A 13,942-nucleotide genomic window follows, 5' to 3' on the forward strand; every position below is an offset into this window, starting at 1 on the left:
ATTAGCCAAAAATCCCCTAGAAAAGCTTCATTGCGAAATTCATTCCTTAGAGTTCCTTTTCTCAGCTAAGTATGCTTTTATTATTAAATGCCCATGGTGGGGTTGACTGCCTCAAGTCCCTCCTGAGCAGTCACCTGACAAAGCATCGATATGAAAGGTGCTTCAGTCAGAAGGAATAAACGGGAACTAACATCTGGAAAGGATACCTCGCCACCAGAAAACTGGAAACCCTTCACAAAAGCCAGGTGTTACCTGTTTAAGAATTGAGGAAAAAGCAATCAAACAGAAACCCTACACCCCAGAAGGTGAGGCACTGTGCATCTCGCAGGTGCCTCATTGACCTATAAATATCTCATTAAACCACATCGGATCTGATTGGACCATATTATAAGGTCCAACCAGACCACAATAATTAAGACCTCAACAAAATATGCCACTGCAGATAAAATAAATAACATAAGTTGATATATACTATCAACCTGATGCTCTGTCTAATAACATCAGATCGGATCACGAAAAAGGTAGTGAGAAAGATAGAAACCGGACGAAAAAAAGGAAGATCAAACTCAAGCTACTCAAATTCAAGCTACTCAAATTCAAGCTACCCTGAAAAGATTCAGCTCAGCCTGAAAGATTCAGCTCAGATATGACTAGCTTTTTAGAGGTAATTTATGACACTCACCGAAATTATAGAGACATTTAAAACGAAGTTAAATTCCTCAAAAATTATGGATTCACTCGAAAAAACAACGAGTTTCTACGATGAATCAGATCGTGGCTCAGAAGAAAGTGATTCCGGAGAGAGTCTAAAAAACCCTTACAGCAATTCAGCCACCGGGTCTGTCAAAAGCTCTGAAGCAACCAGAATCGCCCTTAACGAGAAAGCACCACTTATCAAACTGACTGATGTCTGGAAAATTTACCGGATGGGGGAAGTCGAGTTTGCAGCCTTAAAGGGAATAGATCTGGAGATCTACGAAGGGGAGTTTCTGGTGGTGCTCGGTCCCAGCGGAAGCGGAAAAAGCACACTTATGAACCTACTGGGATGCCTGGACCTGCCTTCAAAAGGCACGGTTTTCCTGAACTCACGGGATATCTCAGAACTTGATGAATCAGAGCTTGCCCGCATCCGGGGACAGATGATCGGCTTTATTTTTCAGAGTTTCAACCTCATTCCTACCCTGAACACTATGGGAAATGTCGTCCTGCCGCTGGAATTCCAGGAAGAAGAACCTGAAAAAGCCAGGCAAAGGGGGGAATACCTGCTCGAAATCGTGGGGCTCTCGGACAAAAAATCCAACCTTCCCTCACAGCTTTCAGGCGGGCAGAGGCAGAGGGTTGCAATTGCCCGTTCCCTTGCCGTTAACCCACCTATAATCCTCGCAGATGAGCCGACTGGAAACCTGGACAGCAAGACCGGGAATTACATCCTGGAGTTTCTGGCGAATTTACACGAAAAGGAAGGTAAGACGATTATCATTGTCACCCACGACCTGGAACTGGTAAAGTATGCGACAAGAGTCGTGTACATCAGGGATGGCGAGATAGAAAAAATCGAGAACACAAAAGGAAAGTTTTGTAAGTTGGGAAAAAATGATGGAGGAATGAAATGAAAACGTTATCCTTATTGACGCTCCTGCTGGTACTTTCATCAATCATACCGCTGAGCTCCGGACCAGCCCTTGCTTCCACCGGCTTGATAGACTCATCTTCAGTTGAGATCAGCCTTACAAAACAGAACCCTGATGCTGCCCGTCCCGGAGAGCCTGTGGAGCTTACCTTCAGCGTGCAGAACATCGGGTATAATGACCTGGAAGATATCACTCTTGAAATCACGCCCGAGTACCCTTTCAGCCAGGTTTCCGGGGAGAGCCTGACAAAAGAGATATCCTATCTCAACGCCCGGCAGGACGATGACGACGCTGCCATCGTGAAGTTCAAACTCATGACCGATGCTGCTGCTTCCGAAGGCACGTACGAGATCGACATCACAACCTCTGCCAAAACCGCTGACGGGTCCTCCTCAAAAACCACGACCACCACAAAAACCTTCGAGCTTGAGGTAAGGGGAAAGGAATACGCTCAGATCGTGACCATCAGCGAGTCGAACATCGACCTGGCAAAGGAAGAGCCCCTTGACTTCATCATCACCAACACCGGGAACTCACCCCTGAAAAACATGGTTATCTCCTGGAAAGACCCAAAAGGTGTGATCCTGCCTGTCTACTCGGACAACACCAAGTACATCAAATACCTTGATGCAGGGGAATCCATAACCATAGCTTATTCGGTCATGGCAGACGTAAACGCAGTGCCAGGACTTTATACACTTGACATTAACCTGACTTTTGAAGACTACGAATCCAATATTAACACGATAGAAACCAATGCAGGGCTCTTTGTTGGGGGAGAAACCGATTTTGATGTTTCCTTTTCGGAAAGCAACGCAGGGGAGATCTCCCTTTCCATTGCAAACATAGGTAATAACATCGCTTATTCCGTAAAAGTCTCGGTCCCGCAGCAGGCAGGGTACAGTACAACCGGAAGTTCGTCTACAATTGTGGGGAACCTGGAGAAAGGAGACTACACAATCACATCTTTCAATGTCATTAATACACAGGCTGCAGGAACAAACTCGGAAGACTCATCAAGTGCCGGAAAAGCTACTGCAGCACCCTCAGGAAACAAATCTGCGGTCACCAGATCTGCTGGTTCCGGAACCGATCCCACCATGAAAGTTCAAATTGAATATACAGATGCAAAGGGAGAAAGAATCACGGTCCAGAAGGACGTCCCTGTCCAGATGACAGCCTCCGCCGGAGTTACAGGCACGGGCAGAGCCGGAAAAACCAACACAAGCAGCGGAACCAGTTCCTATTTGCTCTATCTCCTTATCGTTGTAGTTGCAGGGGCAGGAGTTTTCCTTTACCGCAGGAAAAAACAGGGAGTTAAAATGGGAACTCAAAAAGTTGAAGATAAAACATCTGAAAACAACTCCGGCTCAGGAATGCTGAAGAACTGAAAAGATCAGTAAAAACTGGAGGATGTGCAATGAGAAACGCAACCTACGTGAAAATGGCCCTGAACATGCTCCTGCACAGCAAACTCCGGAGCTGGCTGACCATCATAGGGATTGTTATCGGGGTAGGGGCGGTGGTCGGGATAATCTCCCTCGGGGATGCCATGGAAGCAAGCGTGCAGAGCAGCCTTTCCGACATGGACCTGACAAGCATCACCATCACCCCGGGTTATTCAGGTGCCCAATCAAGAATGCCAGGACATGGAGGGGGCGGAGACAGAGGAGATACGACCACGGATGTCGAACTGACAGATGATGATATAGACGCCCTCCAGGGTATAGACGGCATAATGTACGTTACCGGCCAGATCTCCGGAAATGAAGAAGTAACTTATACCGGGGAAAGCTCAACCCTTTCCATTACAGGAGTTGACCCCCAGGTCTGGAAGTACATGAACTCTCTGGAAGTGGATTCTGGCAGGCTGCTCGAACCGGCTGATAAGTACGTGGCGGTCATAGGAAGCGGCATTGCCAGTGGAATTTTCGACCAGGACATAGGAATCAACCAGGTGATAACTATCAACGGTAAGTCCGTGCGCGTCGTCGGAATTCTGGCAGAGGAAGGCGGAAGTGAGGACAGGAAGATCTACATACCGATTGATTCGGCAGTGAACCTGCTTGAAGACGCGGAAAAAGATGTCTTTGATTCAATCCGGGTTAAAGCCGAAAGTGAAGATGTGGTTGACACCGTAGTAGAAGATATCGAAGAAAAACTCATGGTCTCCCGCCAGATCCATCAGGAAAAGGACAGGGACTTTTCAGTGTCAGCTTCAAAGTCTATGGCCGAATCCGTAACCGAGATGACCTCCTCAATAACCCTTTTCCTGGGAGCCATTGCTGCCGTGTCCCTGCTTGTCGGAGCCGTAGGGATTGCAAACACGATGTTTACCTCGGTCCTTGAAAAGACAAAGGAAATAGGCACGATGAAAGCCATCGGAGCGAAAAACCGGGACATCCTGATGATTTTCGTCTTCAACTCCGCAATGGTAGGCTTCGTGGGAGGTGTTTTTGGAGTGATGCTCGGAGGTTTTATTTCCACCCTCTTCCCCTACCTGGGCCTGACCCTGATGAGGGGAGCAGGGAGCTCGAGTTCCTCTCTCTCTCCTGGCCTGATGGCTTTTGGGCTTGGTCTCGCAATCCTTATCGGGGTGGTCTCTGGAGCTGTACCAGCATACAGGGCTTCGAAACTGAAACCTGTGGATGCACTGAGGTACGAATAAACGGAAGGATACGAATAAATGAAAAAGAGAAGGGAGCAAACCCTTCTTAATTTTATATTCTTAATTTTATATTCTTAATTTTACATTCTTAATTTTACATTCTTAATTTTATTAATTACCAGGGAGAATTAGAGAAGATAACAAGAAAAGGAGGCAGGCACAGCGTGAAAAGAATCACTATTTTTTTCTAGCTGCCCTGGTAACGTGACCCAGATGAGGGGAGCAGGAAGCTAGAGTTCCTCTTCCCCCTGACCTGATGGCTTTTGGGCCTGGTCTCGCAATCCTTATCGGGGTGGTCTCTGGAGCTGGCCCCGCATGCAGGACTTCTTCCTGCCTTTCAATTTATCTACCTTCCATTCACCCGGTTTCCAAAAAGACCTCTCCTACACCCCCTTCAACCTCAATATCTAGAGTAACATCCGAACTTCCATAAGCCTCATTTACGTAGGCATCTCCATCTTGTACCAGGTCACCTGCCTTGATTTCTCCAAGCCCTCCTTTAACTTTTATGCGCACTCCTGATGTTTCCGGAAGCCGCAGGGTGAGGGCCCCGACCCCTCCTTCAATCCTGGCATCCAGGTCCTGTCCCCAATCTCCCCTGAGATCCACAACGGCATCTCCAACCCCCATTTCCAGGGATAACCTGGTAAGGGCCTGGCTGCCGGAAAGGTTCATCTGAACATCCCCTGCTCCCATTTGAAGGTCCACCTCGGTCAGGTTCAGGCTGCCAAGCTCAAGGTTTCCGTCACCAGCACCAAATTCGATACTCAACAGAAGCGGCACATCATTATTGAAGCGGAGCTTCCATTCATTCCGGAACTCGCGTCTGGTGATGCTTTCGGAGACGTCCCTCTGGCGGACAACAAGCCTGCCGCTCTCATCGGTAACTTCGTACTCGATCTCAGGTCTCAGGGCATCAGCATTATAAGTAAAAGTTGAGTTCAGAAGCTGTTCTGAGCCTCCGGAAAGCTCCAGGTTTCCTGCACCCATACGGACCAGAGCATGGACCGATTTGGCATCTCCCAAATCTACAGAATGGGACTCAGTACGCAGTTCTCCGGGTTCGGTGCAGCCGGAAGTCAGGACCAGGACTGCTATAAGAGCAAATAAACATAAAAATTTGAAAATTCTCATAGATCTCGCCTATCCCTCTTTTAATTAATTACATAGTCTGAAATAGCCGCAAACCTATAAGCAATTTAGCCGGAAAATAAGTCAAAACTATGAAATAATAAATATAAGTGTCAGAGGGATTTAGAGCTTACAAATCAGCTTTTCCCCTTTTTAGGGGAATCGAAAAACCAAAGGTACTCCCTTTTCCGACCTCACTTTCAAACCAGACACTGCCGCCGTGGAGCTGCACAATTTCTTTTATAAGGGCAAGACCAAGTCCGGTTCCCTGATATTTTTTAGATGAGGAAGAGTCTATCTGGCTGAAAGGCTTGAAGAGCTTGTCGTGGTCAGCTGCCGCAATACCTATTCCGTCATCAGCTACGGCTATCTGTATAAAGTCGTTGCTTTGTGTTGCTTTAACTCTTACACACTCGTTTTCATTTGAAAATTTGACTGCATTTGTCATCAGGTTACTGAGAACCTGCATGATTCTCTCCTTGTCTGCAGAAATTCTGGCCAGGCTATTTTCAAGCTCAAATTCTATTTTTATTCCTTTGCTGGCGGCAAATGGAAATAGCATATCCCGAACTTCAGCAAGTGCTTCAGCCAGCCAGAAAGTACTGTAATGCAGTTCAAAGCTCCCGGCTTCTACTTTTGAAAGGTCAAGGATCTCATTAATCAGGTTTAGCAGGTTTTTTCCGCTACATGAGACATTTCCGACAGCCTTGAGCTGTCTTGCATTAAGGTTCCCGTAAACCTTTTCATATAAAAGGTCGGAGAAGCCTATTATTGAATTAAGCGGGGTCCTCAGTTCGTGGCTCATGTTTGCAAGGAACTCGCTCTTGGTATGGTTTGCGACTTCGGCATCCTGTTTTGCACGGAAGAGTTCAATTTCATATTTCTTCCGTTCCGTAATTTCCACCCCGGTTTCAAGAATTGCAATGGTATCTCCGGTTTCGTCACACACGAGTTTTGACCTGAGAAGCCAGGTCTTTCCCTCAGAAGAGGTAAACTCCTGATCCGTCCAGCCGGGAGCCTGGGGATATCGGGATTTCGGGATAATGTCCTTATCCGCAGCCTGAGGGCTATCAGAGGTCAATTCTTTAGCCTCAACCATTAGCAGATCCTTGTTTTTGAGGGCAGCCTGGTTTGCCCAGCGAATATTGAAGTTCGGATCTCTGAGCACCACTATTTCTTCAAGGGAATCGAGAATAAACTTTTTTTCATACTCCTTGGACTTAAGCTCCTGCTCAGCAAGTCTGATGCTGGAAAGCATTTCATTGATACCTTTTGAAAGCCTGTGGATCTCATCTTCACCTTCCATTTCCAGCCGCTTTGAGGTGTCTTTTTCTCTTTTTACTTTGTCAAGAAAACTGTCAATAGCAATTAGCCTTGATACAAGGAGACGATCCAGGCTGAACCTGGTCGCAGTTCCCATAAATATCCCGCTGAGCAGCAGGAAACCGTAAATATAATTCAGAGTCTTTTTACCCTGTGCATAGAGTTCACGGGGATAATCAGCTCTCATGATGGCTGCAGGCTCCCCGGTAGTATCTCTTAGTATGAAATACCCGGCTACCCTCTCATCTCCAAGAATATTAACAGCACTTCCCCCTCCACTGACAGCCTCATCAAATGCATCCTGAAAGTCCGGGGGCATTTCCTCATTTAAAGTATAGAGAGATAGGGAAGACTGGGTACGCTCTTCAAGAGAGGCAATGTAAGAGCTGTCAATATATTTTCCGAGAATTAGAGTTCCCGCAGAAGGACCTTCTTCGAAACCTGCCTGAATGGGGCGGCCAACGATAAGCATCGGTCCCTCTTCAAGAAGTATGACTCCCTGCATATAATCCCTATTTTCCCGAAGCATAAGGAGCCCACTGTCAATCCTCTCCAGAAGCCCTGTCGGAACCGGAACATTTGTCCCGTTTACCAGGTCTACAGACATTGAATAGACCACGACCCCGGATTTATTTACAAAAAGCATAACATTGAGGTCCAGATCGTAAAGGGTATTTTCGTCCAGGTTCGACTCTATGTATTCAGGGCTTAAGGTATTTACGAATTTATATGTATCGTTCCAGTAAGCCCAATCCCTTGCGGTTCTGTCGATAGATAAAGCTTCCCAGGCAATTGCCTGTTCGATTTTATCCGTATTCTTGATAGTATCCTGAGCTTCAAGATTAGAGAAACTCGATAAAAGGATGGTATGAGATGCAGCTATTAAAAGTACAGTTAACAAAGCAAACATTGTGAATGTAACTATAAACAGTTTTTTACTGACATTCATACACATCACCAACAGCTGCAGGAAGCAAAATCACATACCTGCAACTGGGTAGCATAAAGCTTTGTCCATGACAAAAGTTAAAGTGCAGATATCTAATATATATATATATCAGATAGAATTATATATAAATGTTGCGAAGTGAAACAGAAATTTCTGTATAATTCAGGTAGATACTCAAGCCCATTACAGTTATTAGCATCATTTTTATGTTTCAAGAAGAAAAAGAAAAAGAAGTGTGTTTAGACCTGGATCTTATGGATAAATATCCATACATTTAAACAAAATTATGAATTAAGTAAAACTCTCCGCCCTGACTGCATGATTTCCTGATAATAGATAAAGGTCAATATTAAGCCATTATATTTTGAGATAAAATTAGGATGCAGGGCAGGGTCCTTAAACTCATATTTTTTCCGAGCATTTGCCGAAGCTGTAAACTGCATACCTATACGTGTAAAGTAAGATAAAACAAAAGTAATAAACTGCTTTGAAGCTATCCACAATAATTTATTGAGTGTCCTCCTGCCCACAGCCACAGGTATCCTGTATATACCATTTTTGCGACTTGCAGCTTAAACCATAAAAAATTTAGGTTAGCCAGGTAAATTTTTTATACCCACTTTAGCTTTCAGAAATTATAAATCTGTTAATATTTTTATTTACAAGTTAAACTCGTTATTTCGTTTTTTTAAGCCTGACAAAAAAGCTTCCTGAAGCATAGGTGTAAATATGACTTAATAAAAATATAATCAATATACTCAGTTTTACATGGTCGAGGTTTTTAGATTGAGATTTAAAAAGATACCCATGCATATGTATGAGAACTTTCATAAGATATTTAGTGGAAGTAACCAGAATACTTTTAATATCTGCAGGGAATGCGGAGGAGCTTGCGAGCACAACAAAATAGGAACTCTGCTGCCCGGAGAAAAAGAATATATGGCAAAAAAAATGGGTATCAGTGTTTCCGAATTCAAACTCAGGTATCTGGATATTTTGAAAATGAATGATGGAACTCTTGTTCATGTATTAAAGCTTGGGGAATTATGTCCTTTTTTGAACAAAGAAACAGAAGCATGTGAATGTAGTGATTTCAAACCTATAATCTGTAAAATATATCCTGTTGTTTTTACAGTTGAAGAGGGAAAGGTAAATTTCACAATAGATAACTGGTGCCAGTTATCAAGAAAAAAAGTTTGCAGGAACTATTTCAAATCTGCAATCCCCCTTTTGTCCCGTCTTCCTATCCCGGTTGAATGGTTCAACCATGTGGTAAGCTATGATGACCTTTATTTTGATTATGACCAGTTAAGAAAATGCAGAAAAGGAAAAAATCAGTACGCAGTTTTTACTCTGGAAGAACTTTTAAACCTTCAGAGAGATAGTGTAGAAGCATATAAGGTCGAAACAAGTAAGGTAGAAACGTATAAGGTAGAAACGTATAAGATAAAAACAGCAGTTTCAGGTATTGATTTCGGTCAGGAAATTGATGAGCCTACCTTTTAAATAAGAGACTGAAAAATTTATGGATAAGGGCGAAATGGTATATTGAAACGATTTTCAGTCAATTTGGCTTCTATTATAGTTTATTCTATTTTATTCAAATTTATTCAATTTTATTCAAATTTATTCAATTTTATTCAAATTTATTCAATTTTATTCAAATTTATTCAAATTTATTCAAATTTATTTAATTTTATTCAAATTTATTATTTTTCGGGCTCCTCTTAAAAGTCCGGGTTTTCAGCCGTTTCTGCGCGGTTAAGGGATTTTATTTCGCCGTTATCCCCATTTCTGTCATCTCTGTTTATCGGAAGTGTGAAGGCAAAGGTACTTCCTTCCTCGATCTTGCTGCTGAACCAGACATATCCTCCATGCAGGTTAACAAGCTGTTTAACCAGTGCAAGTCCGAGCCCTGTTCCCTGGAACTTTTTTGAGGAAAAGGTATCTACCTGACTGAAAGGTTTGAAAAGCTTGTTCTGATCCTCAACTTTGATCCCTATTCCATTGTCCTTAACCGTTACTTCTACCAAGTCCCCTTTCTTTTTTGCCTCTATCTTCACAAGTCCATTTTCGTGCGAGAACTTTATAGCATTATCCAGCAGGTTGTACAGGATCTGAACAAAGCGAGCTTCGTCAGCACGGATTGTGGCAAGGTTTTTATCCACCTGGATTTCAACCTCAATCATTTTTTTGTCTGCAATAGGAGATAGCAGATTTTTTATTGAATTAAGTTTACTGGCAAGCTCAAACTCTTCATAATCGAGTTCAAGCTTTCCGGCTTCCACTTTAGAAAGATCAAGGATATCGTTTATCAGATTCAGAAGGTGTTTTCCGCTCCTAGAAATATTCCCAACGGCCTTGATCTGTTTTACATTAAGTTCCCCGTAAACCTTTTCGTACAGAAGATCGGAGAAGCCTATGATTGAGTTAAGCGGGGTCCTCAGTTCATGACTCATGTTTGCCAGAAATTCGCTCTTCGTACGGTTTGCGACCTCTGCGATCTGTTTATCCCGGAGAAGCTGCTCGGCTTTCTTGCTTTCAGTAACGTCTCTGCGGGTTTCCATAACCCCTATAATCTTTCCATTTTCATTTGCCACGGGAATTGCCTGGAAAAACCAGATCCTTCCGTCTTTTGAAGTAAACTCTCCTGACTTTTTCTCACCTGTCACGAAGACCTGTTCAAGCTGAGGATACTCAACTAACTGGCCACTTATGTCAGGAGCAGCTTTTAGGAAAAGCCCTACTGCCTTTTCCAGGTCCATTTGCATATATTTGAGAGCAGCCTTGTTTGCCCAGATGATTTTCATTTCAGGGTTCACAAAAACGACAAGTTCGTTGAGTGAATCGAGCAGGACTTTCTTTTCACGTTCCTGGGCCTTTACCCCCTGCTCCGCCAGATCGATTTCGTTTAACATCCCGTTTATTTCCCTTGAAAGCCGGTAGAGTTCGTCGTTGTCTTTGAGAGACAAACGTTTGGATAGGTCTTTTTCCGACCGGACTTTTGTAACGAAATCATCGATTTCTACCAACCTTGAGATAAACAGCCTGTCAAGAGCAAACTTGACCCCGATACCGGTCAGGAGCCCGGTAAACAGCAAAAATAAATACATATAGTTGAGGGTTCTCTCACCATGCAAATAGAGTTCTCTTGGGAAATCGGCTCTGATGATAAGGGCAGGCTGGTCTGAGATATCCCTCAACTCAAAATAACCTGCTACCCTCTCTTCACTGAGAGGTTCCACAAGGATCATGTCAGGAGTTTCCGAAAACTTTTGAAATTCCTCCTGAAAATCGGAAGGCATTTCCTGATCGGTCCTGTACATAGACAGGGAAGAACGGGTAGTGTCTTTGAAGGATTCAAGGAGGTAATTGTCAAAAAACCTCCCGAAAATGAGAGTACCCTTCGAAGGCCCTTCGTATTTTGTCGTAAGAATAGGATGGCACGCAATAAACATGGGACCTTCATCTAGTAAAACAATACCGCTTATGGTATCGTTTTCTCCTGTTGTCAGAAGAGTTCCGTTTTCGATCATTTTCAGAAGCCCTGCTGGAACCGGTCTTTCTTCCATAGAATCAATATCCACCGATTTTGTATAGACCACGCTCCCGGACTCATTAACAAAAAGCATTACATTAACTCTAATCCCCGCTAGTGTTTCATTCTGAAGGTCCACATCGATGTACTGCTGGTTCCCGTCTTCGATAAACTGGTAGGTATCATCCCAGCAAGCCCAGTCCTGGACGATGTAATCAATATATCCCTGCCGGTTGGAGACTGCGTTTTGCACACGCTCTACATTCTCCAAGGTATCAGCCTGCTCAAGCTCTAAAAAGTTTGACAGCTGCATATTATGGGTGAACGTAAACGCAGCCGTAAGGACAGCAAAAATCAAGAGGGTTATTATGAGAACCTTTTTACTGATATCTATTGTGGACACCTCTAGAGACTTGAGATTAAAAAGGAGCTTAAAATTAAAGATATTATAAATATTAAAAAGAGAAGAAAGTATATAAAATTTAGCAAAGTTATTAAATAATTTTAATAAGAAATATATTACCGATATTTATATTTATAAGTATAGTGCCACGGAAAAATTAGAAAGTACTTCATTGGTTATCGGTTAAGACACAAAATGCCAGGAATGTGTTATATTAATGGAATTTATGAAAGCTTAAATATGGAAAATCCATCTGCATTATTGTTTTGAGTATCCATTTAGGGCAACCAAACTCCTTAATCGAATATAAATGGAATTTCAGATTTGTCTGTAATTTATCCCGGAACATTGATCCCTATTTATAATTAAACAAATATATATATTAAATTTGATGATATATTAACAGATCCTGTATTTGGCAGAAACTTTAATAAAAACTATTATTTTGTTCAACTGTACCTCAGTGCCAGCGCGGGATTCAAGGCGAAAATAACATGGATTAGAAGATTTTTTGCAAACCATTGGTCTATGGGGAAATTGATTCATAAGGAAAAAATACGCTAGCATCAATCAGTAAGAGGGAGTGGAAATATGGATCTATTCAGAAAAAAACACCTTGTGCTGGCAGTTATAATGCTGGTTGCCACGATAGGAATCGCCTATGCACCCGGATCTCAACCTGACTGGGCACCTGGAGGTCCACCGGATTCGACACCCGGAGGTCTACCGGATTCAACGCCTGCATGTGCATATTCATCCTTCTGCACGCTAGATGGATTTGATAAGGTGGTTGTATTCATGGCTGCAGGCCAGTACAATGCAAGTTTGCCACCTGCCGAAGGAGACCTGGCAGTTTGGTATCACAAGGCAATAATGGGACGTAACGATACGGAAATACAGGCCGAAAAAGAAGCCGCAATGAAATATTTTGAAGATGAGTTCGGCCCGGGCCTGCCAGAACCGGTTGCTTTTGGGGTAGACCCGAGAAATGAGTACAGGGCATACATAATTTCTTGCGAGAACATCCCTCCGGAAGGCTGGGTCGTACGAGATGGGGGATTTATAGTCAATTTCCCGAAAAAGACAAAACTGTACGGGAACTGGGGAGGAAGTGAAGGGAAAAATGTGCCCGCAGGTTCTTTCATAGTCTACGGGGACTACAATATAAAAACAACATTATCTGATGAATGCAAAAATTACTGCGATGAATACAAAAATTACTGCGACGAATGCAAAAATTACTGCGACAAAAAGACAAGCCCATTAATAATACACTACCAGTCCGCTGAGCCGATAATTCCGGACACGATAAATAACGGAATAACCTTCCGCTGCACGACGATAGCTCCATGGGGTGAAGGGATAGCACAGGGAATATCTTACACCCAGACGCTTGAAAACGGAAATGTCCAGGCAAATATCCGAAATGTGCACACTTACCCCGCTTTCGGGCCATCTGTCGTGCATGATATGTAACAACAGTTTCCAGAAGGCCGTGGTTTTCGAAAAGAAAGTGAAGTAAAAAAAGGAAAAGTGAAGTAAAAAGGAAAAGTGAAGTAAAAAGGAAAAGTGAAGTAAAAAAGGAAAAGTGAAGTAGGATAAGATTCCAGGAAATTATGTTGTGGACCCTGGAATCTTTTCTTTGATTTCCAACCTTTGTTCGTTTCTACTTTTGCAAAACCCATTAGGTTTTACCCCAATTTCTTAATGTATATGCCCGCTAATTCTGGGCACCTCACTTTTATCGGTATCAGGCACACTGGTTTTTGACCAGTGTCCTGCAAGGAAAGCTCCGGACAGGTTGTGCCAGATGCTAAATATTGCACCCGGAAGCGCTGCCGCAGCAGTGAAATGTTTTATCGCAAGAGCTACACTGAGGCCCGAGTTCTGCATTCCGACCTCAATTGCCAGGGTCCTTGCTTCTTTTTCGCTGAGCTTGAAAGCTTTTGCGACCCCGTAGCCGCCTGCAAGGCCCAGCCCATTATGCAGGACCACTGCAACAAGGACCAGAAGGCCGCTTTGTTCAAGGTTTTCGCTGTTTGTCCCTATGATTATGGCAATGATGACAACGATTGCGAGAGCTGAAACTGCCGGAAAGACATCCCTGACTGCTGTTATCCTTTTTTCAAAGAAATAATTGATTGAAAGCCCGAGCACTACAGGCACAATAACAATATTTACAACGCTTACAAGCATGCCCATGACATCCACATCCACAGACTGTCCGATAAAGAGCCAGGTAAGGAAGGGAGTTGCGAGAAAGGCAACCATTGTAGAGACAGATGTGAGCACTATAGAG

The 13,942-nt window shown here is 43.4% G+C and carries 9 protein-coding genes; 5 read left to right on the forward strand and 4 right to left on the reverse strand.

What is annotated here, in order from left to right:
* Positions 1 to 671 precede the first annotated feature (671 nt).
* The 3 genes from EO95_RS06860 to EO95_RS06870 are packed head-to-tail and all read left to right on the forward strand — an operon-like array spanning position 672 to position 4,299.
* Positions 672 to 1,613 (forward strand): ABC transporter ATP-binding protein, encoded by a 942-nt coding sequence (locus tag EO95_RS06860; protein WP_048133477.1) that lies wholly within the window; start codon positions 672 to 674, stop codon positions 1,611 to 1,613.
* Positions 1,610 to 3,022, forward strand: coding sequence for a COG1361 S-layer family protein (locus EO95_RS06865; protein WP_048133478.1), 1,413 nt, complete (start codon positions 1,610 to 1,612; stop codon positions 3,020 to 3,022). Before EO95_RS06860 ends, EO95_RS06865 begins: the two co-directional genes overlap by 4 nt.
* Positions 3,023 to 3,051: 29 nt before the next feature.
* A complete protein-coding gene (locus tag EO95_RS06870) occupies positions 3,052 to 4,299 on the forward strand; it encodes an ABC transporter permease (protein WP_048133479.1) in 1,248 nt (415 codons plus the stop codon).
* Positions 4,300 to 4,656: 357 nt separating this feature from the next.
* Here the strand turns inward: EO95_RS06870 and EO95_RS16725 are convergent, their stop codons facing one another.
* Both EO95_RS16725 and EO95_RS06880 read right to left on the reverse strand, forming a co-directional pair.
* Complete coding sequence (locus tag EO95_RS16725) at positions 4,657 to 5,433, reverse strand: toast rack family protein (RefSeq protein WP_052733533.1); 777 nt, start codon at positions 5,431 to 5,433, stop codon at positions 4,657 to 4,659.
* 127 nt (positions 5,434 to 5,560) lie between these two features.
* Entirely contained in the window at positions 5,561 to 7,663 is a 2,103-nt protein-coding gene (locus EO95_RS06880; RefSeq protein WP_235282898.1) for a CHASE4 domain-containing protein, read from the reverse strand.
* A gap of 852 nt (positions 7,664 to 8,515) precedes the next feature.
* On the opposite strand from EO95_RS06880, the gene EO95_RS06890 reads away from it, so the two are divergent.
* Positions 8,516 to 9,208 carry a YkgJ family cysteine cluster protein gene (locus EO95_RS06890; RefSeq protein WP_235282899.1) on the forward strand — a complete coding sequence of 231 codons (693 nt, stop codon included), beginning with the start codon at positions 8,516 to 8,518 and terminating at the stop codon, positions 9,206 to 9,208.
* Between the two features lie 221 nt (positions 9,209 to 9,429).
* Here EO95_RS06890 and EO95_RS06895 read toward each other — a convergent pair whose 3' ends face one another.
* Positions 9,430 to 11,643, reverse strand: a complete 2,214-nt coding sequence (locus EO95_RS06895; RefSeq protein WP_048133483.1) for a CHASE4 domain-containing protein — start codon at positions 11,641 to 11,643, stop codon at positions 9,430 to 9,432.
* A gap of 591 nt (positions 11,644 to 12,234) precedes the next feature.
* On the opposite strand from EO95_RS06895, the gene EO95_RS06900 reads away from it, so the two are divergent.
* Positions 12,235 to 13,119 carry a hypothetical protein gene (locus EO95_RS06900; RefSeq protein ID WP_048133484.1) on the forward strand — a complete coding sequence of 295 codons (885 nt, stop codon included), beginning with the start codon at positions 12,235 to 12,237 and terminating at the stop codon, positions 13,117 to 13,119.
* A gap of 228 nt (positions 13,120 to 13,347) precedes the next feature.
* Here the strand turns inward: EO95_RS06900 and EO95_RS06905 are convergent.
* Positions 13,348 to 13,942 (reverse strand): bile acid:sodium symporter family protein (locus EO95_RS06905; protein WP_048133488.1); only part of this gene is annotated, 595 nt, incomplete at its 5' end.

Origin of the sequence: Methanosarcina sp. 1.H.T.1A.1 (assembly GCF_000979295.1) — an archaeon.
Lineage (GTDB): Archaea > Halobacteriota > Methanosarcinia > Methanosarcinales > Methanosarcinaceae > Methanosarcina.

What these genes read in the sequence shown, in the direction of transcription:
- EO95_RS06860 (WP_048133477.1), top strand. Translation starts at nt 672, where the DNA reads ATGACACTCACCGAAATTATAGAGACATTTAAAACGAAGTTAAATTCC.
- EO95_RS06865 (WP_048133478.1), top strand. Translation starts at nt 1,610, where the DNA reads ATGAAAACGTTATCCTTATTGACGCTCCTGCTGGTACTTTCATCAATC.
- EO95_RS06870 (WP_048133479.1), top strand. Translation starts at nt 3,052, where the DNA reads ATGAGAAACGCAACCTACGTGAAAATGGCCCTGAACATGCTCCTGCAC.
- EO95_RS16725 (WP_052733533.1), bottom strand. Translation starts at nt 5,433, where the DNA reads ATGAGAATTTTCAAATTTTTATGTTTATTTGCTCTTATAGCAGTCCTG.
- EO95_RS06880 (WP_235282898.1), bottom strand. Translation starts at nt 7,663, where the DNA reads ATGTTTGCTTTGTTAACTGTACTTTTAATAGCTGCATCTCATACCATC.
- EO95_RS06890 (WP_235282899.1), top strand. Translation starts at nt 8,516, where the DNA reads ATGTATGAGAACTTTCATAAGATATTTAGTGGAAGTAACCAGAATACT.
- EO95_RS06900 (WP_048133484.1), top strand. Translation starts at nt 12,235, where the DNA reads ATGGATCTATTCAGAAAAAAACACCTTGTGCTGGCAGTTATAATGCTG.